Genomic DNA, 20880 nt, shown 5'->3' with positions numbered 1-20880 from the left:
TGAACTCCCTGGCGACTCTCGGGTCGAATTTGGGTCTAAATCGGGAAAATGATCATATTCTGATACTACATCGGATCGGATGGGTTCATCCCATGACAACACGACGTGCAGTACTGAGGGGGATTGGAAGCGGAATCGCAGTAACCACCGTCGCGGGAAGCGGCATCGCGGCGGCCGAACCCGGAGAGGAAGCTGGATTGCGGGTCGCCCACGCCTCGCCGGACGCGCCGGCGGTCGACGTCCTCGTCGACGGCAGCGCCGTGATCGAAGGGCTCGCCTTCCGCGACGTCACTGACTACCTCGAGGTCCCCACTGGCGCGTACGACGTCGCGGTCAACGTCGCGGGCACCGACACGACGGTCTTCGAGGCCGAAGACCTGGAACTCGCCGCCGAGGATTACACGGCTGTCGCCCGGGGCGAGGTGACAGCGGATGCCGACACCTCGTTCACCGTCTCGCTGTTCGAGGATACGAACGGCGCGAACATCAGCGACGACGAGGCGCGCGTGCGGGCGATCCATCTCTCGCCCGACGCCCCGGTGGTCGACGTAACCGTCAACGACGGTTCGCTGACGCTCTTCGAGGACGTCTCCTACGGCGAGTCCAGCGGCTACGCGGTCGTTCCGGCCGCCGAGTACGAGGTCGAGATCCGACCGGCCGGCGGCGGCGACCCGGTTTTCGAGGCCGATGTCGCACTCGAAGGCAGAAGCACATACACTGCCTTCGCGGTGGGCTATCTGTCGCCCGACGACGAACCGGCCGACGAGCCGTTCGGCCTCGTCCCGACTCAGGACAAGGGAGCACCGCCCCGAGGTGGTCCCGGCCGAGGTGGTCCCGACCGAGGTAGTCCCGGTGGATCACCGCCCCGAGGTGGCCCCAGCAGATAGGGGTCTTCGCTGGCGCGCTTCGACGGTGCCACACCCGGACTTACCGACCCGGAGATACGAGTCGAGGCATCGTAATTGCTCACGGACTGTCGGCGACAGTAGCAGCGGAGACGCACCTCTCGGAGAGGTGGCCGGTGGGCTTACAGTGCAGGGTCTAGTCTGTCCGGTCGATGGAGGGGGTTCTCTGGTACGTGCTGACTGGGACTCGGGGGGGTAAGAACCGAGTCCGAATCATCCGGGCGCTGGACGACCGCCCCCGGAACGCGAACCAGCTCGCAGAGGACCTGGACCTCGATTACAAGACAGTCCGACACCATCTCGACGTACTGATGGACAACGACGTCGTTGCGAAGAGTGGGGACGACTACGGCGCGGTGTACCTGCCGACCGAGCGGACGCGCAAGCACTGGCAGACGATCGAAACGATATGCGAGGAGGTAGACTGACGATGACCGAAATCAGGGGAAGATATAATCGACGGGAGTCTCGACGGAGGGACAGATGGGCATCTGGTTAGACGCCGCGAGTGCCGCGACGGCGCTGAACATCGTGCTGTTACTCGTGCTCGTGAGCATCTGGGGGCGGAACTACCTGGAGTTCCGCTCGAAACACACCCTCGGGCTCGCGGTGTTCGCCGTGCTCCTGCTTGCGGAGAACCTTCTGTCCTTCAACTACTACGTCCTCGACCCCCAGGTCGCGAACTACCTCGCCGAAGCCGATCCCGTGGCCGGCAGGGCGATGACCTTCGTCCAGCTCCTCGAATTTGGCGCTATTCTGTTTCTCCTCTGGGTCACCTGGGATTGACTCCGTCCCGCTGGTCGCGAGCCGAGAGGGGCGGCTCGCCGGAAAAGCGTACGAGCGTTGCGGCTCCCAGAAGTCGTCTGCGATCGATTGGATCCGAAGAATACGTCCCGACTAGCTGATGAACTTGTTGTCACGCCAGTTCACGCCGTTGGAGCCACCTTCGCCCTTCGAGGGGTTCTCGACGACCTCGATGCTCGCCGGGCGCTCTTCGCCCTCGACGATCCGGTGGGCAGTGAGTTCGCCGTCGACCTCGACGATCGCAGTAAGCGTGCCCTTCTCGGCGCGGAGGGCTATCTCCCGGAGGACCAAAAACATCGGATACTGCAGCGCGGTGTTCTGCAGGACGGTCTCGCGGTCGCCTTTGAAACAGGCGAACTCGACGAGTTCCGATGGAATCTCCTCTTCTTCTTCCTCCCAGCGTGGTGCGCCCGCGCGCGGCGGTTCCTCCTCGTAGACGCGGTTTTCCGTGATGCTCGCTTTCAGCTGTGCGGTCGGCGTGTACTTGCTGAGGTCGTCCTCCGCAGCGACGGCTTTGAGAATGAGCGTGTTGTTTCGACGGTTCACCTCCACGTTCTCGACCTCGGGCGGCAGGTCCGGGTCACCGTTCAGATACGCTTCGACATCTTCGAGGGGCAGTTCCAGTGTCGAGTGTAGTCGGTATACGCGGCCTGACATAGTTAATTTGGGAGGTACTCGTACGAGACGAACGCGACGACGGTACCTGCCTAAGTATACGTACCGGGACCTTATAAACAACACGAGGCGGCCACAGGACGGAGCGGGCGGAAGACCGCCGTGGCTGTCGCTTCCTCCGCTCGGGTGCGTTGGCGGGGTTCGGAACCGAACGGGAACGACGCTGCCGACAGCAGGCTTACGCCTGCAGCGTCTCCTCGAGTTCGCCGCGTTCGTCGAGTTCTGCCAGAATGTCGCTGCCGCCGACGAACTCGCCGCCGACGAACGTCTGTGGGATGGTCTCCCAGCCGCTATGCTCCTCCAGGGCGCTTCGGTAGCCGTCGAGTGCCGGCAGCACGTCGATCGTCTCGAACTCCTCGACGTACTGGGAGATGAGGTTCACCGCGCGCTGGGAGTAGCCGCACTGCGGCATCAGTCGGTTGCCCTTCATAAACAGGACGACGTCGTTGGACTCGATCGCCTCGTCGACGCGCTGTCGAACCTCCTCCTCGCTCAGTTCGGATTCGGGCTGAAACGTCATAGAATCCCATATGCGGTCGGGAGGCATATGGGTTGCGTCGAACGGAGTCACAATGATTACTCTCGTCTCTTCCCGCCGAGTGCCATCCCCGTTGGCGGCGCTCGGCGGTAACAAGTGAGAGTAATCAGTGTCAGCGCTCGTCGTTGCCGACGCGGACGACGTCGATGAGCGAGTAGACCGGGACGTCCTCGATGGATTCGACGCCCTGCTTGTCGACGATGACGACGCAGGCGACGGGGTCGCCGCCCTCCTCCTGAATCGACGTCACCGTCTCGCGCATCGTCGTTCCCGAGGTGATCGTATCGTCGACGACGTAACACTCCCGACCCCGGATCCCCGCGAAATTCCGCGAGAACGAGCCGCCGAGATCGTCGATGTCGCCCTCTTCCCACTGGTGTTTCGCGGGCGCATACGAGCCCAGATCCGTGTCGAGTTCCTGTGAGACGACCGTCGCCAGCGGCGCGCCGGCCTTCTCGATACCGATCGTCAGGTCGACTTCTTCGCCTTCTTTCACCAGCAGGTCGGCCATCGCCCGCCCCACCTGTGTGAGCCGGGCAGAGTCGCGGCCGATCGCGCTCCAGTCGACGTGGATGTCGTGGGGACCGCCGACATCGTCGGTACTGGCAGCCGAGTCGGGTTCCTGCACGCTTCCGGCGGAATCGCCGCGCTCGACCAGCCAACTCGCCGTCTCCCGGGAGACGTTGAGTTCGTCCGCAATCTCGCCTTTCGAGAGGCCGCGCGCAGCCAACTCGGCCGCACTCGAGATCAGATCATCGACGTTCTTCATACGAACTGAATTGCACGGCCGTTTTTATAGTGGTGTCGTCGTCCTCGAACGCCGCCTCGAAGTCGTCGAGATCGTACACGCCGGTGACCAGGACGTCGAGGAACTCCGCAGGGAGCGACGGGAGCGCCTCCGCAGCGGCCGCGAAGTGCCGGACGTTCGAGTTGACACTGCCGACGAGCGCTTTGTTCTGCAAAACAAGCTCGCGATGCAGGCGGCCGCCGTCGACCTCGAACTCCCAAGGTTCGGGGACGCCGAGGAGCGCACCCACACCGTTCGGCGCCAGCGCCTCGATCGTTTCGAACGCGTGTTTGGCGTAGCCGGTCGCCTCGAAGACGAGATCCATCGGCTCGTGTTCGGCCGCGACGGCGTCGACCGGCGTCTCCCGCGAGTCGACGTACGTGGCACCGAGATCCTCGATGATATCGATCGTCGGATCCGGCCGGTCGCGACGACCAAGACAGTAGAGGCGGTCGTAGTCGTAGGCGTCGTCCAACAGCGCGAGCGTGAGCAGCCCCAACCCGCCGTTACCGAGGACGAGCGCCGATTCGGGGGCCCAGTCGAACGACGACCGGGATGCGTACGCGAGGTCGATCGCCTTCTCCGCGACCGAGAGCGGTTCGACGAGAAATCCGACGTCGGCGATCGAATCGGGGATGCGCACGAGGAACTCCTCGGGACTGGTGAAGTACTCGGCCATAAACCCGTGTTCGCCGAGGATCCCGCGTTCGTGGTACGTCCCGGAGGGGGCCATATCTGGCTCGCCGCGCTCGAAGTACTCGTTTGACTCTCCGGGCGGCCGGCGGACCGTCGGCACGACGACGTCGCCAGGTGAAAAGCGCGTTTCCCCGGCCTCCTCGACGACGCCGACCGCTTCGTGACCGAGCACGAAGTGATCCGCTCCTCCCGGGGGACTACCGTGAGTGCCGGCGATGACATCGTGGTCGGTACCGTCGACGCCCACCCGAAGTGTCCGGACGAGCGCCTCGCCGGCAGTCAGGGTCGGCCGTTCCCGCTCGACGACGACCGGCCGGTCTCCCTCACGCTCGACTGCGATGGCCTTCATACCCGGTCCGTAGCGCGCGAGGCGCTAAAAGATTTATTCTATCCCGAGTTAATTATGACACTCAGTCGTCGGGATCGAGTTCGTCGACGAGTTCGTCGCCGACGCCGACGTACTCGGCCGGCGAGAGCGCTCGCAACTCGGCACGGACGTCCTCGTCGACGTCCAGTTCCCCGAAGAGCTCTCTGAAGTCCGCGAGCGTGACGTCCCGGCCGCGCGTGAGTTCCTTGACGCGTTCGTACGCCTCGGTGTCGCCCTCCCGCCGGAGGATGGTCTGGACCGCCTCGCCGATCAGTTCGGGGTGGGCGTCGAGGTCCTCGAGCATCACCGTCTCGTTGGGGACGACCTTGCCGAGTCCGGTTTCGGTCTTCCCGTAGCCGATCAGACAGTGGGCGAACGCCGCGCCGATGTTCCGCTTGACCGTCGAATCCGAGAGGTCCCGCTGGAGCCGCGAGGTGGTGACGTAATCCGCCAGGAATCCCAGATCCGAATTCGCCTTCGAGAGGTTCCCCTCGGAGTTCTCGAAGTCGATCGGGTTGACCTTGTGCGGCATCGTCGAGGAGCCGGTCTCGCCCTCGGAGGTCTCCTGGCCCAGGTAGCGGTCGGAGACATACAGCCAGACGTCGCGGTCGAGATCAAGCAAGACGTTGTTGACCCCGCGGAGCGCATCGAAGAGGGCCGCGAGGTCGTCACAAGGGTTCACCTGCGTCGAAAGCGCCGTGTGTTCGAGGCCGAGGTCGGTGACGAACGACCGCGAGAACGCCCGCCAGTCGACGTCTGGATAGGCCGCGACGTGGGCGGCGTAGGTCCCCGATGCGCCGGCGAGTTTCCCTGAAAGACCGGCTGCGGCGTCGGCGACCCGACCCATCGCGGTTCCCAGGCGCGCGGCGTAGACGGCCATCTCCTTGCCGAACGTCGTCGGCGTCGCTGGCTGGCCGTGCGTCCGCGCGAGCATCGGCGTGGCCCGGTACTCCTGGGCCAGATCGACCAGTTCCTCGCGGACGCCGGTCAACGCCGGCAGCAACACGTCCTCGACCGCCGGCTGCACGAGCAGCCGGTGGGCGAGGTTGTTCACGTCCTCGGACGTGAGCCCGAAGTGGATCCACGGGTGGACGCGCTTGTCGGTTTCCGTTCGAAGGAAGTACTCGACGGCTTTGACGTCGTGGTTGGTCGCGCTGTAGCCCGCCGCGCCCTCGGTTTCCAGCCGCTTTATCAGCCTGGCGTCGTCGGCGTCGAACTCGGCGACGACGGTCCGCAGCGACTCGCGCTCGGCGTCGGTCAGCGACAGCGGCGTGGCGTCCAAGTCGGCCAAAGCGAGGAGGTACTCGACTTCGACGCGGAGCCGTGCCCGCATCAGCGCCGCCTCGCTGGCGTACGGGACCAGCGGTTCGGTCCGGCCCGCATAGCGCCCGTCGAGCGGGGCGACCGCCGCGAGCGGATCGGAACGGGAGAGGTCGTCCATACGCGGACCCTCCGCCGTTCGCTAAAAAAGCGTGTCGATGGGAAGCCCACTTCCGTGCATAGATCGGGAAGAGAGACGCCCCAGTCGCCGAATCGCTATCCGCGATCGTGGATAGATCACCGGCGAGACCGCAACTGACTTACTGTCCGCGCGAGGGGCCAGATGTATGACTACGATCGCCGGCCTGGCGAGCAACCGCGGACGGAACCTGCTGCACATCGAGGATCGACGCCCCGGCGGCGCGGAACTCGGCGTGGTACTCTCGAACCACGCCGAGGCGCCGGTGCTCGACGCCGCCAGCGAGCGCGGCATCCCCACGGAGGTCGTCGAACGCGGCGACGACGAGTCCCGCGAGGCCCACGAGCGGCGCGTGCTGGACGCCCTATCGAGTTACGATTTCGATCTCGTCTGTCTCGACGGGTATATGCGGGTGCTCACGGACACGTTCCTCGATGCGGCCCCGACGACGCTCAACGTCCATCCTTCCCTGCTCCCGTCGTTCCCCGGGACGGACGCTCACGAGCAGGTGCTCGACGCCGGCGTGAGCGTGACCGGCTGTACCGTTCACGTCGTCACCGAGGAGGTCGACGCGGGCCCGATCGTCACCCAGGAGTCCGTCCCCGTCTACGCCGACGACGACGCCGACGCGCTGAAATCGCGTGTTCTCTACGACGCGGAGTTCAGTGCGTACCCGCGCGCAGTGCGGTGGTTCGCCGAGGATCGACTCCACGTCGAGGGCGACCGGACGGACGCGGATGGCGACCTCACCGTGACCGTCGACGGCGACGACGGCGGTGACTTCCCGGAACGCCGCGTCGTCTCCGACGACCGCTCGGCGACCCTGCGCTACGGCGAGAACCCCCACCAGGACGCCGCAGTCTACGCGGACACCGCCGCGTCAGAAGCCAGTGTCGTCGAGGCCCCGCAGTTGAACGAGGGCGCGAAGGCGCTGTCGTACAACAACTACAACGACGCCGACGCCGCCCTGAACCTGATCAAGGAGTTCGAGGCGCCCGCGGCGGCGGTGATCAAACACACGAACCCCGCCGGCTGTGCGACGGCCGACACCCTCGCCGACGCGTACGCCGACGCGCTCGCGACGGACCCGATGAGCGCCTTCGGCGGCATCGTCGCACTGAACCGCGAGTGCGACGCCGCGACCGCGGAAGCGATCGTCGACTCGTTCAAGGAAGTCGTGGTCGCGCCGGGGTACACAGAGGCCGCACTCGACGTCCTCACTGCCACGGAGGACCTGCGCGTCCTCGATGTCGGTGCTCTCGACGAGCGGACGGACCGGCTGACCGAAAAGCCGCTCGTCGGCGGGCGACTCGTCCAGGAGCGGGACCTCTGGGCTCCCGACCGGGCGGATCTCGACATCGTCACCGAGACCGAGCCGACCGACGCGGAACTGGAGACGATGCTTTTCGCCTGGAAGGTGCTGAAACACGTGAAGTCCAACGGCATCGTCCTCGCAGACGGCACAGAGACCGTCGGCGTCGGGATGGGACAGGTCTCCCGGGTCGACGCCGTCCGCCTGGCCGCGATGAAGGCAACGGAACACGCCGAGGGCAAGGGACCCGAAGGGACCGTGATGGCGTCGGACGCCTTCTTCCCGTTCCCGGACGGCGTCGAGGAAGCGGCGGAATCCGGCATCGAGGCAGTTATCCAGCCCGGCGGCTCCGTCAACGACGAGGACGTCATCGCCGCCTGCGACGAACGGGATATCCCGATGGCGTTCACCGGGCGGCGGTGCTTCCGGCACGACTGATCAGTACGAAAGCGCGGGAGAACGGGCCTCAGCCGCGCGATCTCACTCCGACTCCATCCTGATCACGAGAATCGGCGTCTCGGTGTTCTCGACGACGCGTTCGGTGACGCTGCCGAGGTTCGCGAGTTTGTCCCGGCCAGAGCGGCCGTGTGTTCCCATCACGATGAGGTCGACGGGAGTCTCGGCCGCGTAATCGAGGATCGCCCGGTAGGGGATGCCGTCCTGTACCGTCGTGGTACACTCGACGCCCGCGTCTTCGGCCGCCTCGGCGACGCGCTCGACAGCCGCCTCTGCGTTCTCCGTCATCGTCTCTTTCAGTTCCGGCTTCTGTTCCTCGCCGGCGGCCAGATACAGCCGCTTGTCGACGACCGAGAGGCCGTGAATGGTTGCCCCGCGCTCGGCCGCGATGTCGAGCGCGTGATCGAGCGCCTGCATCGTCCCGTCGCTTCCGTCGGTGGGAACGAGGATGTCCTGGTACATCTCGTCTCGCCGTTCGCTCGGCACCCTCTTGATAATGACTGCTCTCGTCTTACCGGCGATCGCCATCCCGTTCGCGGCGATCGCCGGTAAACGGTGAGGGCAGTCAGTATGAACGGTTTCCCCGGTTGTCGGTTCGCGAACGCGACACCCTGGGGCGAAACACCCCAACCGACACCCGCAGTACATAAATGCCAAAGACGCCTCAGTGAGAGAGAGTAGAATGGTGGACGTAGACGTCAGCGAGTTTTTCACGTGGTTGTACCGGGCGGCGCTTTTCCTCATCGGGCTGTGGATCGGACTCATCGCTCTCTCGCTCGTCTCAGCCAGTGCCGACCTCGGGGACGCCGGATCGGTGCTGCTCATCGGCGGTTTCGGGATCATCGTTCCCCTCCTCGCGTATGGACTCCGCCAGGTGATGTTCCCGAATTGATCGAGCGCCGGTCGCCCCCGTCGATGGCGACACGGAATCCGAGGCGGGAGGTATATCCTCCCGACCGCCGTACCACAGCGCGTGTGCACACTGACACTCGCCTGGCGTACGTTCGACGCGGCGCCGGTCGTGGTGGCCGCAAACCGCGACGAGTTGCTGGATCGGGATGCCGATCCCCCGACCGTCGAGGCGGGCGATCCGTCCTTCGTTGCGCCGCGTGACGCCGAGGCGGGCGGCACCTGGATCGGCTACAACGAGTCCGGCGTGTTCGCCGGGATCACGAACCGCTGGGTCCAGGTTGCCGAGGGTGGCGAGCGATCCCGTGGACTGCTCGTCCGAGACGTGCTCCGTGCGGAGAGCGCCGCGGCAGCGCGAGCGACGGTCGAGGCGGCGGTCGAGGCGGATACCTACGACGGGTTCAACCTCGTCGTCGCCGAACGGGACGGCGGGTCGACGGACGAGACGCCGGCAGCGTACCTCTTCGAGTGGGACGGCGACCTGCGGGTCCGCCGCCTCGACCCCGGCGTCCACGTGGTCGTCAACGTCGGCCTCGACGGCGAGTACGTCGAACCAGAGAGAGAGCCCAGCCGCGGTCGCGAGCAGGCACAGAACGCCGAACGAGTCCGCGAGACGCTCGATCCGGAGGCCTTCGAGTCGGCCGCGGCGTGGCGGGATGCCGCAGCCGAGGTTCTCGGCGACCACGAGTTCGGCGTCTGCATCCACGAACCCGAGCGAGGGTTCGGCACCCGATCGTCCTCTCTCGTCACCCTTTATGACGACGGCAGCGCCGACTTCGCCTTCGCCGATGGGCCGCCGTGTGAGACCCCGTTCCGTCGGGTCGAAAGTCAACTTTAAACGACTCGCGGGCGTCCGTCGGGGTATGAGCGCAGGAGCCGCCGAAGCGGAACTCTCGGAGGACGAACTCGAAGGGCTGGAACTCATCCGGGAGACGGGAGGGATCCACCAGAGCGACTTCTGGAAGGAACTCGACATCTCCTCGCGGAAGGGCAGCCGGATCGCCGACCAGCTCGCCTCCCTCGGTCTCATCGAGCGCGAGGAGACCGTCTACAACGGTCACAACACGTACCACCTCGAACCCGCCGCCCGCGACCTCGACTTCTCGCTTTTGATGGCGGGCGATATGCTCTCGCCGTTCATCGGCGAAGAGGAGGTCAACCACAACAGCGACGCCTTCTCGCAGTGGCTGATGAACCTCGCCTACGAGGAGTACTGAGCTTTTCACCCCGGCAGTTTCGCGAACGTCGTCACCCAGGAGTGGCGGGGTTCTGCAGTCACGTGTCTACAGAGAAAGCAAGGCGAGTGCCTCGGGGCTTGACCCCGAGGCGGTTCACCAGGTGTAGTTCGCTCCGTACTCCGATCGGACGTGCTAACGACGGACAGCACCGTGGAGTCGACGGATCGAACCCACGGCCCTGAAAAATCGACGCAGGGTAGTTCCCGCACGCGATGTGCGCTTGCGAGGGATCGTCTCGCCCCCACCGACGGGGCGTTACTCCTCGTCTTCCTCGCCTTCGTCGGCCTCGTCTTCGGACGGTTCGAGGTCGTTCTCGGCGATGTACTCGGCGATCTCGTCGTTGTCGAGTTCAACGAACGCCTCGGTCTCCGTCGAGACTCTCGCCACGTCGACGCCGTCGGCGGCGAGTTCGTCGTCGTTGGCCGTGGCGATGGCGCGCAGCGCCAGCCCGACGCCCTCGTCGAGCGTCAGGTCGTCCTCGTAGTTCTCCTCTAAGTACTCCTGGAGTTCGCTGCGGTCGGCGCCGATCGAGACGGCCTTCCACTCGTAGGGGGTCCCCGAGGGGTCCGTCTCGTAGAGCCGGGGTGTGCCGTTCTCGATGCCGCCGATCAGCAGGGCGACACCGAACGGCCGCGCGCCGCCGACCTGCGTGTACTGCTGGATGTGGTCGGTGACGTTCTTCGTCAGCGTCTCGATGCCGACCGCCTCGCCGTACCGCAGCCGGTTGACCTGCGCCTGCCGGCGCGCGAAGTCGATGAGCTGTCGGGCGTCGGCGACGTGGCCGGCCGAGGCGATCCCGGCGTGGTCGTCGGCCTTGTGGATCTTCTCGACGCTCGTCGGCTCCATCAGCGGGGAGCGCGATCGCTTGTCGGCCGCGAGCACGACGCCGTCCGGCGTCCGGACGCCGACGCTCGCTGTCCCTCGCTTCACCGCCTCCCGGGCGTACTCCACCTGGTAGAGACGACCGTCCGGCGAGAAGATCGTGATTCCACGGTCGTATGCCTGCTGTTGGGCTTGTCCCTGCATAGTATCACTCGAAATCGAGCCGCGTCGCGCCCGCGAACCCATCTGCTCCCGCGACGTCGACGCGCCTGTCGCGAACGACGGCGGAGTGTGGTTCGTCCTCGAACACGACGTCTCTCTGTTCTTCACCTCCGGCCCGACCGTTCAAATACCTTTCCTCACAGGCACGAACGGTCCCCGAGATTCCCCGCACGCGGACGCCCACTGGCTGGCCGTCGACCCGATCCAGCGACGCGATCGCCGCCCGGCCCCGGTCTTCGGTCCCCCTGTACGCCCGGACGATCGCCTCGCCGTCGCCGTCGACGAACTCGAACGAGATCACGGTCAGATCCGTCTCGGCGCTGCCGACGTCGCCGTAGAGATTCTGTGCGGCGTACCAGAGGTCCCGCTGGAACGTCCCGCGGTCGATCGTCGCGTCGGGCCACGCCTCGATCTCGACGGCCAGGTAGCGCCACCGCGGCTGGAGATGTTTCGGGAGGTGTTTCATTCGTCCTCAGTCGGGATAGATACCCGCTCGCTCGCCGTCCCGTACCGCTCGGCGACGAGGACGCCGACCTGCTCGTGGACCCGCTCGACGCCGGTGAGGACGAAGCCCTCGTCGGTCAGGGAATCGACGAGCAGGCCGACCGTCGCGGGGTCGTCGACCTCAGGGCTGTAGAACGGTTCGTCGGGATCCGGTTCGCCGAAGAACATCACGTCGCCGAGGACGAACCGGTCGGGGTCCAGGTCGGCGATGATCGCGATCGCCTCGCGCTTTTCGTCGTCCGAGAGGTGATGCATCGCGAAGTTCGAGGTGACGATATCGACCTGGCCGTCGTAGTTGGGCTCACGAAAGCTCCCCTCACCGAATTCGACGTTGTCGATCCCGGCCGCTTCGGCCTTCGACCGCGCCTCCGCAAGCATCCCCTCGCTGATGTCGCGGCCGACCACGCGCTTTGCGTCCGGTGCCAGCGCGAGTGCGATTGCGCCCGTTCCCGTCCCGAGATCCAGGACGACGTCGTCGGCGTCGGGCGCCGCGTTCTCGACGACGAGATCCGCACACGCGAGATACTCAGTGGAGTCCTGCTCGTCGTCGTACGACGAGGCCGCCTCCGAAAAGCGCGCCGCGTGTTCGTCAATCGTCTTCTTCATACCGGCCACGTTCGACGCCCGGGGCAATGAACGACTCGGACAGTCGCCGACGGTTGCGGTCGACGAGTCGCTCCCACGCTTCGAGGCCGTCGCGGATCCACGCCGCGCCGAGCCCGATCTCCTCGCCGACGGCGGCGAGTTCCCGGTGGGCTCGCACCTCCAAGTGCGAGTTGGCGTTCGCGCTGACGACGTACGGCGCGTCGTAATGATCGAGCAGATGCTTCAGCCGCCGGAGTTTCTCGAGGTGGCGGACGCGGCCGCCGCCGCGGGCCCGCAGCGCCGGGCCGAGATTCACCTCGATCCGGACGTCGTTGTCGCGGGCGGCCTTCGCGAGCACGTGGTTGACGTCGCCGTCGCCGCCGACCGCCCCCTCGTCCCGTGCTGTCCCCTCGAACGGACGCGTGAGCACGTCGACTCGCGCCTGTTCGACGGCGAAGCGGTTCAGCGCGTCCGTCCCACCGCCGACCAGAACGAGCGTGTGATCCGTGCGGGCGTTTCCGACTGCGCCGCTGGCGTGTTGGGGGTCGGGGGCGACGATCTCGGCGGCGTCGACGACGTCGACCGGATACGCCTCGCGCAGGCGCTCGTAGTCGGGGGCGGCCTCGTTCGCGCGGACGACCACACCCTCGTACCCGTAGCGGTCGACCGTCGTCGCGAACCGGGCGGCCGTGCTGCGTCCGTCGGGGTGGGCGTGGACCGCCTCGTACATAGCCGCGAGAACGCGGCGGGGGCGTATGGGGGTTACGGATCAGCGGGCGCTCGGACAGGAAGGGCGAGGATGCCCCGCCGGCGTGTTACTGCCGTGACTGCAGGGCCGCCGCGCCAGCCACAAACGACGCGAGGGCTGCGACGATCCCGAATCCAGGCGTCGAGATCGCGGACCCGGAATCTGTTGCTGTGGCCGCGTCGTCACGGATCGGAACGTCGAAATCCGCGGACTGGTCGCCGTCGGCGACGCTTACCGAGACGGTAACCGAGTCGTGTGTCTCCACCGCCGAGAGATCGAACGTCGCGTTCCAGGCACCGTCCGGACCGACGGTGGTCGACGTGGTCTGCAGGAACTGCGGGCTCGTCTCGCCGGCGGAACTGACTCGCACGCGGATTTCCGTCCCGGAGTCGAGGCTCGTCGTTCCCTCGATCGTCGCGTTAGCCGTCGAATGGACGGATTCCGTCTCTACCTCGAAGATCGATCCATCCGACTGTCCCACGGCAGGACCGACAGCCACCGCCGAGAGCACGAGCAACGCGGCGATACCGAGCGCGATGGTCGAGCGGGTGAATCGTCTGTCGTTCAGCCGATCGAGACAGTCGGGTGGAGGGCTCACAGTCATCTGCGTTCGGGAGAACGAGCGTGCACGACAAGTACCCAGGGAATACTTAAATCGCCGCTTTAACCGTTCTGAGAGCGGTTACTCAACCAACCGCCGCGTCGCATCCGTCAGCGCCGTGGCCGCGCGGCGAACGTCGTCGACGTCGACGTACTCGCGTTCGGCGTGGGCGACCGCGCCCTCCTCGTCCGCGAGGACGCCCGGGCCGAAGACGACGACCGGGGCGGGCGAAAAGTACGACGCCTCGGTCGCGGCGGTGAAGGGGCGGACCGTCCCGGAGCCACCCGCCCGCTCGGCGGCGGCCGCGAGCGTCCGGACGAGTTCGTGGTCCTCGTCGGTCGCAAAGGCCGCCAGAAACGGCGTCGGCCGGTCCGTCAGCGCGAAGTCGACGCCGACCGGATCGGGGACCGACTCGCGGACGGCGCTCTCCAGTTCCCGCCGGAACTCCTCGGCGGTCTCCGGCGGGACGCTCCGCCTGTCGACGACGAGTTCACAGCGCGCCGGCACCTGGTTCGTCGCCGCGCCGCCGGTCACCGTCGTCGGCGTCAGCGTCGCCGGGCCCAGTTGGGGATGGGGGTCGCGGCCGGTGTCGAACTTCCGGATCGCCGCCAACGCCCCTTCGAGGCCCGCGATGGCGTTGACGCCCGAGTCGGGTTCGGCGGCGTGGGCGGCCGACCCCGAGAGCGTGAGCGTGCCCTGGAAGCGACCCTTCGCGGCCGAGCAGACGTCCAGCCCGGTCGGTTCGCCGACGACGTACAGGTCGCCGTCGAGGTCGAGCGCGTCCGCGCCGGTCGAAAGCGCCTCCTCGTCGGGCGTCACCGCGAGCGTGACGCGGGCGCCGTCGGCCGGATCGACCGCGAAGAAGGCCGCGAGGATGGCCGCGAGCGGCCCCTTGGCGTCGCAGGAGCCGCGGCCGTGGATCCGGAGCAGATCATTGTCGTCCCCGTCTGCCTGCTCACTCTCGCCGGCGAACTCGCGCTCGAACGGCACGTGCGGCGAGACGGTGTCGATGTGCGTGTTGAAGACGAGATGCGCCTCCGCGGTCGCAGCGTCAGCGCCCTTCGAGGCAAGCGTGTTGCCGGCGTCGTCCACGCGGACGTCGACCCCCCGTGTCTCCAAGATCTCGACCAGCAGGTCCCGCATCTCACCGACGTCCTCGTTCGAGGCGACGGGGACGGCGCGTTCGAGAAAGGCGATCGGATCGAAGTCGTCGCCGCCAGTCTCGGCCACAGCGTCGCCGCCGTCAGTGCGTGCTGCGCCGGGGGCGCCCACTCCCTCGCTCATCTACCTCGACCGGACGACCAGTGCCAGGTCGTCGGCGAACTCCCGTTCGGCGGGGCCGGCGAGCGTCGCCGGGCCGTCGTCCGGCACGGTGATCCGCAGGTCGCCGCCCGGCGGACTGACGATTACGGGGTCGTCGCCGTCGATGCGTCCGAGGCGCTTTGCGACAGCCGCGACTGCGACCGCACCCGTGCCACAGGAGCGTGTCTCGCCCTCGACGCCGCGCTCGTAGGTCCGCTGGCGGAAGCGCGGCAGGTCGTCGCTTCGGGTGTCGTCGTCTTCGGTCGCCGCCGCATCGCCGCGTTCGTCCGTCGGATCGACCCGAGACGCGACCGTGACGTTCGCGCCCTCCGGGAAAACGTCGGCGTAGCGGACGGCGGGCGCGATCGCATCGAGATCGACGTCGTCGACGTCGTCGACGAGGGCGACGGCGTGGGGGACGCCCGTATTCACCGCGGTGACGGTGAGTCCCTCGACGTCGGACTCGATCAGTTCGGTGTCGCGTGCGAGCGGCACGTCCTTCGGTGCGAACGAGGGCCGCCCCATCTCGATCGTGACGTCGTCGCCGTCGACGGCCGCGTGGCGCGTGCCCGCGGGCGTGTCGATCATCAGTTCCGTGGCCCCGGTCCGCTCGGCCGCCCACGCCGCTGCGACGCGGGCGCCGTTGCCGCACATCGCCGCGACGGACCCGTCGGGTTGCACGAGGGTCATCACGACGCGGGGCGGCGAGTAGCGCTCCTCCAGAGCGAGAAAGAGCACGCCGTCGGCGCCGGTTCGTTCCGAGGACTCGTGGGTCACGCCGGTCTCCCGGTCGCAGTGGGCCGCCGCAAAGGCCGGCCGGTCGGGAATCGACTCGGCGGCGTCGACGACGATGAAGTCGTTGCCGGTGCCGTGGTACTTCTCCACGGCGACGTGGTCGTGCTGTAGGCTCATTGTTCGAGTGCTGTGAGGTCAGTCAGGGACTCCCGCCGCCGCGCGAGTCGGACGGTCGTGCCGGAGCGGACGACTTCCGCCGGCCGGGGTCGCGAATTGTAGGTGCTGGACATCTCGTATCCGTACGCGCCCGCGTTCCCCACCGCGAGGATATCCCCCCGTCGAGGCCGCGAGAGCGGTCTGTGTTCACATAGTACGTCCGCGGACTCACAAATAGGTCCCGCTACGGTCGTATCAACCGTTTCGGCGTCCTCTGCCGCTGTGACGTTCGAAATCGCGTGATACGCGTCGTACATCGCCGGACGGAGGAGCGTCGTCATCCCGGCGTCGACGCCGACGACAGTCGCATCGCGCGCCCGCTTCACTGTGTTGACCCGGGTGAGGAGGACGCCCGCGTCGGCCACGACGTAGCGGCCGGGTTCGACTGCGAGCGCGGCGTCGACGGTTCCGAGGGCCTCACGCGTCGCTTCCGCCACCGCGTCGAGGTCCAGCGGCGGTTCGTCCTCGCGGTACGGGACGCCGAAGCCGCCGCCGACGTCGACGAACTCCAGGGAGCCGCTCTGCGATTCGATCTCCCGCGTCAGATCGCCCATCCGCCGGACGAGTTCGCGGTGCGCCGAGAGGTCCTCGCCGGAGATACCGCTGCCGGCGTGGGCGTGGACGCCGACGAGGTCGAACTCCGCGGCCCACTGGCCGGCGAGATCCGCGACGCGTTCGATCGGAATGCCGAACTTCGCGTTCGCGCCGGTCTGGACCTTCTCGTGGTGGCCGGCGCCGACGCCGGGGTTCGCGCGGATGCAGAGCCGCCCGTCGAAGCCGCGATCCCGAAGCCGATCGACCGTGTCGGCCGCGCCGACCGTGACCGTGAGTCCGGGATGGTCGCGCCAGCGGCCGACGACGTGGTCGAGGTCGCGTCCCGGCGGATTGACCGCCGTATACTGGATCCGGTCGCCCGTGAAGCCGGCCGCGAGCGCGCGCTCGACCTCGCCCGCGGAGGCGCACTCGACGTCGAGCCCGGCCTCGCGGACGGTCTGCAGGACGGGTCGGCCGATGTGGGCCTTCGCGGCGTAGCGGACGTCCGCGTCGGGAAACGCCGCCTGCAGCCGTGTGCAGTTCTCCTCGACCCGATCGAGGTCGACGACGTAGAGCGGGGTCTCGTACTCCTCGGCGAGCGCCCCGAGGTCGCCCTCGTCCCACTCGGCGAGGCGACGGACCGCCGGCCCTCCGCCGTCGACGTCGCTCATTCTCGCAGCGCCTCCTCGCGTCTGGTGTTATCGAGGGTATCGTCCTCGATGTCGAGTGCGACGACCGCGGGCTTGTACGCGCCGGACTCGAAGAGGTCGTGGTCGCCGAGCGACGACTCCACGTACCGGGTGAACGCGCGGCGGTCCGAGGGCAGGTGGCCGTAGATGACCTCCTCCTCGACGAGGTCGTACACCGGAATTCGCGGGCTGAGAAGCGTGTTCTCGCCGACGACGGTGTTCTCCCCGACGTGGAAGCCGGAGGTGACCCGACAGCCCGCGCCCAGTGAGACGCCGTCCTCGACGATCACCGGGGCGTCCTCCACAGGTTCGAGCACGCCGCCGATGAGCGTGTTGGCGCCGAGCTTGACGTTCTCGCCGAGCTGGGCGCAGGAGCCGACGGTGTCACAGGAGTCGACGAGCGTCCCGTCGCCGACGTGGGCGCCGACGTTGACAAAGGAGGGCGACATCATTATACAATCGGAGCCGAGGTACGCGCCGCGGCGGATGGCGGTCCCGTCCGGCGTGTTTCGGGTCCCTCGGCGGCCGAGATCGGTCGTCGAACGCAGCGGCAGTACGTCGTAGTACGTGACGCCGCCGTACTCTCGGGGTTCCGTCTCGCGCAGGCCGAAGTTCAAGAGGATGCCGCGCTTGACCCACTCGTTGACGACCCAGCCGTCTGGGCCGCTGCCGCCTGTCTGTTCGGCCGCGCGGATCTCGCCCGCTTCGAGCGCGTCGATGAAGGCATCGAGCGTCGACTGCGCCGCCGAGCCGGCGGTCGCGGCGTCGAGTTCGTCGTCCTGGTAGCGCTGCCACAGGTCGTCGATGTCGGATTCGAGTGTCATCGTGTGTTCCCTCCCGCGTCGCCGCCATCCAAGACTTCATCGAAATCGTATCGCCCCGCCTCGCGGCCGGCGAGCCAGGCCGCGGCGTCGAGCGCCCCGTTGGCGAAGATGCTCCGCGAGCCGGCGCGGTGTGTCAGTTCCAGGACCTCGTCGTTGCCGGCGAGCAGGATCTCGTGCTCGCCGGTGATGTCGCCTGCTCGCCGCGCGTGGACGCCGATCTCGTCGCCCTCGCGCGGTTGGTCGCCGACGCGCCCGTGGACGCGGTCGGCGTCGTCGTCCGCGCTCGACGCCCGCGCGTCGGCGATGTCGTCGAGGATCGTCAGCGCGGTCCCCGAGGGCGCGTCCAGCTTGCCGTTGTGGTGCGTCTCAGTCACTTCGATGTCGTACCCGGGGAGCGCGGCGACGGCCTCCCGAACCGCCCGCCGGAGTGCGCCGATGCCCCGTGAAAAGTTCGAGGCCCGCAGGAACGGGACCGCTGCCGCGACGGAATCGAGCGTCGCGACCTGCGCGTCGTCGTACCCGGTCGTGCCGACGACGACGGCGACGTCGTTATCGGCGGCGGTCCGGAGGTACTCGACGCTGGCATCAGGGACGGTGAAATCGATGAGTACGTCGACGTCGTATTCGGCGAGCGCCGAGCCGAGTTCGTCGTCGGCGACGACAGCGTCCGGTGCGGCGGGAGCGTCGCCGCTCGGAACGGCGGGAGGGTTTCGGCTGGCCGCGAGGACGTGGTCGACATCCTCGCGGTCGGTCGCGGCGGCGAGGAGTTCGCCGCCCATCCGGCCGCTCGCTCCGGTGATCGCGACGCGGAGGCCGCCGGCCATCACACCGCCTCCGTCTGCTCGCGGTCCGGCTCCTCCGCCTCATCGAGTTCCGCGAGGATGCGTTCGAGTTCCTCGCGGGGCTCTTCGGAGAGATCCGTCAGCGGCGAGCGCACCGTGTCGGCGCTGTGGCCGCGGATCTCCATCGCGGCCTTGACCGGGATGGGGTTCGTCTCGGCGAACAGCTGGCGGAACAAAGGCGAGAGCTCGTAGTGGAGTTCGCGGGCGCGCTCCATCTCGCCGGCGAGCGCGGCGTCGACCAGGGCGACGGTCCGCTCGGGCTCGACGTTGCCGGCGACGGAGACCACGCCGCGGCCGCCGAGCGCACAGATCGGCAGCGTCAGCGCGTCGTCGCCGGAGAGCACCGCGAGGTCCTCGTCGCGGGTGTACTCGATGACCTCCGAGATCTGTGCGATGTCGCCGCTTGCGGCCTTGTACGCCCTGATGTTCTCGTGGGACGCGAGCTCGGCGACCGTCTCGGGTTCGATGTTCTGTCCCGTCCGCCCCGGGACGTTGTAGACGATCTGCGGGAGGTCGACCGCGTCGGCGATCGCCCGGAAATGTTCGCGGAGGCCCGCCTGCTCGGGCATATTGTAGTACGGCGAGATGAGCAGCAGGCCGTCTGCGCCCGCCCCGGCCGCGCGTCGGGAGAGGTCAAGCGCCTCGTGGGTCGAGTTCGAGCCGGAGCCGGCGATCACCGGCACGTCGTCGACGGCCTCGACGACCGTCTCGACGACCTCGATGTGTTCGTCGTGTGTCAGCGTCGCGCTCTCGCCAGTCGAGCCGGCAGGAACGAGGCCGGCGACGCCGGCGTCTTCCAGCCGCTGGGCGTCGGCAGCGAGCGTTTCGTGGTCGATCTCTCCGTCGGGTGTAAAGGGCGTGGTCATCGCGGGGAACACGCCGGTGAAGTCGAGTTCTGTCATAGGTTGTGTGTACTGTTGTCTGCGGTCGGTGGTATGTCGATCCGGGTCGGTCGGAAACCGGTGCGAGCCCGTCGAAAATCGCCAGGGACGGGGATGCCACTCCCGCCCAGAGCGTCAGGGCGCGCGTTTTTTACCACGGAAAAGAGTGCCACGCGCCGCTATCGGACGCGGCAGGTCCGTCGTCGGCGTGGCTCGGCTCACGTACGGCAAACTGTTCGCCGGTATAATATACGTTTCGACGTCGGTGCGCCAGCACGATTCAGCGCCGCCTCGGCGACGGCGGCCGTCGCACGACCGGACATTCATGTAGGATGCCGCCCCCACGTTGTGTATGACCGAAATCCACTCGAACCAGCGGGTGGCGATGCTCGCCGACGCGCAGAACCTCTATCACACCGCCCAGAGCCTCTACTCGCGGAACATCGACTACTCCGCGCTCTTGGAGAAGGGCGTCGCGGGCCGGGAGCTCACCCGGGCGATCGCGTACGTCATCCGCGCGGACTCGCCGGAGGAGGAAAGCTTCTTCGACGCGCTCGTCGACATCGGCTTCGAGCCGAAGATCAAGGAGATCAAGACGTTCGGGGACGGCTCGAAGAAGGCCGACTGGGACGTCGGGATGAGCCTCGACGCCGTCACGCTCGCGAACCACGTCGATACCGTCGTCCTCTGTACCGGCGACGGCGACTTCTCCAGGCTGTGTTCGCACCTCCGCCACGAGGGCGTCCGCGTCGAGGTGATGGCGTTCGGCGAGTCGACCGCCGAGGAGCTGATCGAGGCTGCGGATACGTTCCTCGATCTCTCGGAGCGACAGGAGACCTTCCTGTTGTGAGCGCGTCGGTCCGAAGGAGCCCGCCCCGTCGACGCCGCCGTCAGAAGGGGACTACAGTTCGAGCTCCGTGACGGAGTCGACCTCGAACTGGTAGACCTCCGGTTCGCCGGCCAGCAGGTCCGGAAGCGCCGCTTCGAGCCGCTGGAAGTGCTCCGAGTCGGTGTGTGCTTCCAGCGCCTCGGCGTCCTCGTACTGCTCGAAGAAGCGGATGACGTTGCCGTCCTGAATGTCCGTCGCCGCGCGGTAGTCGATGGTACCGTCCTCCTCGTTGGACTCCTCGACGAGCGTCTCCGCGATGTCGAGCGCCTCGTCGAGCCTGTCCGGTTCGATGGGGAACGACGCGTGGAGTACGATCATCTGACCACCTGACTGGTCATCC

Annotated in this window: 26 protein-coding genes; 8 read left to right on the top strand and 18 right to left on the bottom strand. The window is 67.3% G+C overall.

Annotated features, from left to right (window positions below; translation table 11 throughout):
* The first annotated feature begins 92 nt into the window (after positions 1–92).
* The 3 genes from RJT37_RS08055 to RJT37_RS08045 all read left to right on the top strand — a co-directional run bounded on the left by RJT37_RS08055 (position 93) and on the right by RJT37_RS08045 (position 1691).
* Positions 93–887 (top strand): DUF4397 domain-containing protein, encoded by a 795-nt coding sequence (locus RJT37_RS08055; protein WP_313689274.1) that lies wholly within the window; start codon positions 93–95, stop codon positions 885–887.
* Positions 888–1057: 170 nt separating this feature from the next.
* Positions 1058–1333, top strand: a complete 276-nt coding sequence (locus RJT37_RS08050) for an ArsR/SmtB family transcription factor (protein ID WP_313689272.1) — start codon at positions 1058–1060, stop codon at positions 1331–1333.
* Positions 1334–1388: 55 nt separating this feature from the next.
* Complete coding sequence (locus tag RJT37_RS08045; protein WP_313689269.1) at positions 1389–1691, top strand: DUF8036 family membrane protein; 303 nt, start codon at positions 1389–1391, stop codon at positions 1689–1691.
* A 111-nt stretch (positions 1692–1802) separates the two neighbouring features.
* Here the strand turns inward: RJT37_RS08045 and RJT37_RS08040 are convergent, their stop codons facing one another.
* The 5 genes from RJT37_RS08040 to purB form a co-directional block, all read right to left on the bottom strand.
* A complete protein-coding gene (locus RJT37_RS08040; RefSeq protein ID WP_313689266.1) occupies positions 1803–2366 on the bottom strand; it encodes a DUF7110 family protein in 564 nt (187 codons plus the stop codon).
* Positions 2367–2562: 196 nt separating this feature from the next.
* Positions 2563–2904 carry a glutaredoxin family protein gene (locus tag RJT37_RS08035; protein ID WP_313689265.1) on the bottom strand — a complete coding sequence of 114 codons (342 nt, stop codon included), beginning with the start codon at positions 2902–2904 and terminating at the stop codon, positions 2563–2565.
* Positions 2905–3034: 130 nt separating this feature from the next.
* Entirely contained in the window at positions 3035–3691 is a 657-nt protein-coding gene (gene gfcR, locus RJT37_RS08030; RefSeq protein WP_313689263.1) for a transcriptional regulator GfcR, read from the bottom strand.
* Entirely contained in the window at positions 3675–4754 is a 1080-nt protein-coding gene (locus RJT37_RS08025; RefSeq protein ID WP_313689261.1) for a glucose 1-dehydrogenase, read from the bottom strand. Before RJT37_RS08025 ends, gfcR begins: the two co-directional genes overlap by 17 nt.
* Positions 4755–4815: 61 nt before the next feature.
* Complete coding sequence (gene purB, locus RJT37_RS08020; protein ID WP_313689259.1) at positions 4816–6213, bottom strand: adenylosuccinate lyase; 1398 nt, start codon at positions 6211–6213, stop codon at positions 4816–4818.
* Positions 6214–6379: 166 nt separating this feature from the next.
* On the opposite strand from purB, the gene purN reads away from it, so the two are divergent.
* Complete coding sequence (purN, locus tag RJT37_RS08015) at positions 6380–7981, top strand: phosphoribosylglycinamide formyltransferase (RefSeq protein WP_313689257.1); 1602 nt, start codon at positions 6380–6382, stop codon at positions 7979–7981.
* A 42-nt stretch (positions 7982–8023) separates the two neighbouring features.
* Here purN and RJT37_RS08010 read toward each other — a convergent pair whose 3' ends face one another.
* Positions 8024–8461 carry a universal stress protein gene (locus RJT37_RS08010; RefSeq protein ID WP_313689255.1) on the bottom strand — a complete coding sequence of 146 codons (438 nt, stop codon included), beginning with the start codon at positions 8459–8461 and terminating at the stop codon, positions 8024–8026.
* Between the two features lie 220 nt (positions 8462–8681).
* Between RJT37_RS08010 and RJT37_RS08005 the strand changes: the two genes are divergently transcribed.
* The 3 genes from RJT37_RS08005 (at position 8682) to RJT37_RS07995 (ending at position 10125) form a co-directional block, all read left to right on the top strand.
* Positions 8682–8891 (top strand): hypothetical protein, encoded by a 210-nt coding sequence (locus RJT37_RS08005; RefSeq protein WP_313689252.1) that lies wholly within the window; start codon positions 8682–8684, stop codon positions 8889–8891.
* An 81-nt stretch (positions 8892–8972) separates the two neighbouring features.
* Positions 8973–9746, top strand: coding sequence for an NRDE family protein (locus RJT37_RS08000; RefSeq protein WP_313689249.1), 774 nt, complete (start codon positions 8973–8975; stop codon positions 9744–9746).
* Between the two features lie 25 nt (positions 9747–9771).
* Positions 9772–10125 (top strand): helix-turn-helix transcriptional regulator, encoded by a 354-nt coding sequence (locus RJT37_RS07995; RefSeq protein ID WP_311171017.1) that lies wholly within the window; start codon positions 9772–9774, stop codon positions 10123–10125.
* A gap of 276 nt (positions 10126–10401) precedes the next feature.
* Here the strand turns inward: RJT37_RS07995 and psmA are convergent, their stop codons facing one another.
* The 11 genes from psmA to dapA all read right to left on the bottom strand — a co-directional run bounded on the left by psmA (position 10402) and on the right by dapA (position 19672).
* Positions 10402–11172, bottom strand: a complete 771-nt coding sequence (gene psmA / locus RJT37_RS07990) for an archaeal proteasome endopeptidase complex subunit alpha (RefSeq protein ID WP_313689245.1) — start codon at positions 11170–11172, stop codon at positions 10402–10404.
* A 4-nt stretch (positions 11173–11176) separates the two neighbouring features.
* Positions 11177–11656 carry an Rpp14/Pop5 family protein gene (locus RJT37_RS07985; protein WP_313689243.1) on the bottom strand — a complete coding sequence of 160 codons (480 nt, stop codon included), beginning with the start codon at positions 11654–11656 and terminating at the stop codon, positions 11177–11179.
* Positions 11653–12300: a class I SAM-dependent methyltransferase gene (locus tag RJT37_RS07980; RefSeq protein ID WP_313689241.1), complete on the bottom strand. Its 648-nt coding sequence runs from the start codon at positions 12298–12300 to the stop codon at positions 11653–11655. The genes RJT37_RS07985 and RJT37_RS07980 overlap by 4 nt, the downstream gene beginning before the upstream one ends.
* Positions 12284–13009 carry an RNase P subunit p30 family protein gene (locus RJT37_RS07975; RefSeq protein ID WP_313689239.1) on the bottom strand — a complete coding sequence of 242 codons (726 nt, stop codon included), beginning with the start codon at positions 13007–13009 and terminating at the stop codon, positions 12284–12286. The genes RJT37_RS07980 and RJT37_RS07975 overlap by 17 nt, the downstream gene beginning before the upstream one ends.
* Positions 13010–13094: 85 nt before the next feature.
* Positions 13095–13625 (bottom strand): BGTF surface domain-containing protein, encoded by a 531-nt coding sequence (locus RJT37_RS07970; protein ID WP_313689236.1) that lies wholly within the window; start codon positions 13623–13625, stop codon positions 13095–13097.
* 84 nt (positions 13626–13709) lie between these two features.
* Positions 13710–14912, bottom strand: coding sequence for a M20 family metallopeptidase (locus RJT37_RS07965; RefSeq protein WP_313689234.1), 1203 nt, complete (start codon positions 14910–14912; stop codon positions 13710–13712).
* Complete coding sequence (gene dapF, locus RJT37_RS07960; RefSeq protein WP_313689232.1) at positions 14913–15842, bottom strand: diaminopimelate epimerase; 930 nt, start codon at positions 15840–15842, stop codon at positions 14913–14915. It lies immediately after the preceding gene.
* The gene (gene lysA, locus RJT37_RS07955; protein ID WP_313689230.1) at positions 15839–17086 is read right to left on the bottom strand and encodes a diaminopimelate decarboxylase; all 1248 of its coding nucleotides are present in this window, start codon (positions 17084–17086) and stop codon (positions 15839–15841) included. The genes dapF and lysA overlap by 4 nt, the downstream gene beginning before the upstream one ends.
* Positions 17083–17928, bottom strand: coding sequence for a 2,3,4,5-tetrahydropyridine-2,6-dicarboxylate N-succinyltransferase (locus RJT37_RS07950; protein WP_313689228.1), 846 nt, complete (start codon positions 17926–17928; stop codon positions 17083–17085). Before RJT37_RS07950 ends, lysA begins: the two co-directional genes overlap by 4 nt.
* Entirely contained in the window at positions 17925–18752 is an 828-nt protein-coding gene (dapB, locus tag RJT37_RS07945) for a 4-hydroxy-tetrahydrodipicolinate reductase (RefSeq protein ID WP_313689227.1), read from the bottom strand. The genes RJT37_RS07950 and dapB overlap by 4 nt, the downstream gene beginning before the upstream one ends.
* On the bottom strand, positions 18752–19672 hold the full coding sequence (gene dapA, locus RJT37_RS07940) for a 4-hydroxy-tetrahydrodipicolinate synthase (protein ID WP_313689225.1): 921 nt from the start codon (positions 19670–19672) through the stop codon (positions 18752–18754). Before dapA ends, dapB begins: the two co-directional genes overlap by 1 nt.
* A 331-nt stretch (positions 19673–20003) precedes the next feature.
* Here dapA and RJT37_RS07935 point away from each other — a divergent pair, with 331 nt between their 5' ends.
* On the top strand, positions 20004–20501 hold the full coding sequence (locus RJT37_RS07935; protein WP_313689223.1) for a LabA-like NYN domain-containing protein: 498 nt from the start codon (positions 20004–20006) through the stop codon (positions 20499–20501).
* A 51-nt stretch (positions 20502–20552) separates the two neighbouring features.
* Here the strand turns inward: RJT37_RS07935 and RJT37_RS07930 are convergent, their stop codons facing one another.
* Positions 20553–20858: a putative quinol monooxygenase gene (locus RJT37_RS07930; protein ID WP_313689222.1), complete on the bottom strand. Its 306-nt coding sequence runs from the start codon at positions 20856–20858 to the stop codon at positions 20553–20555.
* Between the last annotated feature and the right edge of the window lie 22 nt (positions 20859–20880).

The organism is Halobellus marinus, assembly GCF_032113415.1.
Classification (GTDB): Archaea; Halobacteriota; Halobacteria; order Halobacteriales; family Haloferacaceae; genus Haloquadratum; species Haloquadratum marinus.
The sequence above is the reverse complement of the archived record's forward strand: the minus strand, read 5'-3'. Positions and strand labels throughout refer to the sequence as shown.

What these genes read in the sequence shown, in the direction of transcription:
- RJT37_RS08055 (WP_313689274.1), top strand. Translation starts at nt 93, where the DNA reads ATGACAACACGACGTGCAGTACTGAGGGGGATTGGAAGCGGAATCGCA.
- RJT37_RS08050 (WP_313689272.1), top strand. Translation starts at nt 1,058, where the DNA reads ATGGAGGGGGTTCTCTGGTACGTGCTGACTGGGACTCGGGGGGGTAAG.
- RJT37_RS08045 (WP_313689269.1), top strand. Translation starts at nt 1,389, where the DNA reads ATGGGCATCTGGTTAGACGCCGCGAGTGCCGCGACGGCGCTGAACATC.
- RJT37_RS08040 (WP_313689266.1), bottom strand. Translation starts at nt 2,366, where the DNA reads ATGTCAGGCCGCGTATACCGACTACACTCGACACTGGAACTGCCCCTC.
- RJT37_RS08035 (WP_313689265.1), bottom strand. Translation starts at nt 2,904, where the DNA reads ATGACGTTTCAGCCCGAATCCGAACTGAGCGAGGAGGAGGTTCGACAG.
- gfcR (WP_313689263.1), bottom strand. Translation starts at nt 3,691, where the DNA reads ATGAAGAACGTCGATGATCTGATCTCGAGTGCGGCCGAGTTGGCTGCG.
- RJT37_RS08025 (WP_313689261.1), bottom strand. Translation starts at nt 4,754, where the DNA reads ATGAAGGCCATCGCAGTCGAGCGTGAGGGAGACCGGCCGGTCGTCGTC.
- purB (WP_313689259.1), bottom strand. Translation starts at nt 6,213, where the DNA reads ATGGACGACCTCTCCCGTTCCGATCCGCTCGCGGCGGTCGCCCCGCTC.
- purN (WP_313689257.1), top strand. Translation starts at nt 6,380, where the DNA reads ATGACTACGATCGCCGGCCTGGCGAGCAACCGCGGACGGAACCTGCTG.
- RJT37_RS08010 (WP_313689255.1), bottom strand. Translation starts at nt 8,461, where the DNA reads ATGTACCAGGACATCCTCGTTCCCACCGACGGAAGCGACGGGACGATG.
- RJT37_RS08005 (WP_313689252.1), top strand. Translation starts at nt 8,682, where the DNA reads ATGGTGGACGTAGACGTCAGCGAGTTTTTCACGTGGTTGTACCGGGCG.
- RJT37_RS07995 (WP_311171017.1), top strand. Translation starts at nt 9,772, where the DNA reads ATGAGCGCAGGAGCCGCCGAAGCGGAACTCTCGGAGGACGAACTCGAA.
- psmA (WP_313689245.1), bottom strand. Translation starts at nt 11,172, where the DNA reads ATGCAGGGACAAGCCCAACAGCAGGCATACGACCGTGGAATCACGATC.
- RJT37_RS07985 (WP_313689243.1), bottom strand. Translation starts at nt 11,656, where the DNA reads ATGAAACACCTCCCGAAACATCTCCAGCCGCGGTGGCGCTACCTGGCC.
- RJT37_RS07980 (WP_313689241.1), bottom strand. Translation starts at nt 12,300, where the DNA reads ATGAAGAAGACGATTGACGAACACGCGGCGCGCTTTTCGGAGGCGGCC.
- RJT37_RS07975 (WP_313689239.1), bottom strand. Translation starts at nt 13,009, where the DNA reads ATGTACGAGGCGGTCCACGCCCACCCCGACGGACGCAGCACGGCCGCC.
- RJT37_RS07965 (WP_313689234.1), bottom strand. Translation starts at nt 14,912, where the DNA reads ATGAGCGAGGGAGTGGGCGCCCCCGGCGCAGCACGCACTGACGGCGGC.
- dapF (WP_313689232.1), bottom strand. Translation starts at nt 15,842, where the DNA reads ATGAGCCTACAGCACGACCACGTCGCCGTGGAGAAGTACCACGGCACC.
- lysA (WP_313689230.1), bottom strand. Translation starts at nt 17,086, where the DNA reads ATGAGCGACGTCGACGGCGGAGGGCCGGCGGTCCGTCGCCTCGCCGAG.
- RJT37_RS07950 (WP_313689228.1), bottom strand. Translation starts at nt 17,928, where the DNA reads ATGACACTCGAATCCGACATCGACGACCTGTGGCAGCGCTACCAGGAC.
- dapB (WP_313689227.1), bottom strand. Translation starts at nt 18,752, where the DNA reads ATGGCCGGCGGCCTCCGCGTCGCGATCACCGGAGCGAGCGGCCGGATG.
- dapA (WP_313689225.1), bottom strand. Translation starts at nt 19,672, where the DNA reads ATGACAGAACTCGACTTCACCGGCGTGTTCCCCGCGATGACCACGCCC.
- RJT37_RS07935 (WP_313689223.1), top strand. Translation starts at nt 20,004, where the DNA reads ATGACCGAAATCCACTCGAACCAGCGGGTGGCGATGCTCGCCGACGCG.
- RJT37_RS07930 (WP_313689222.1), bottom strand. Translation starts at nt 20,858, where the DNA reads ATGATCGTACTCCACGCGTCGTTCCCCATCGAACCGGACAGGCTCGAC.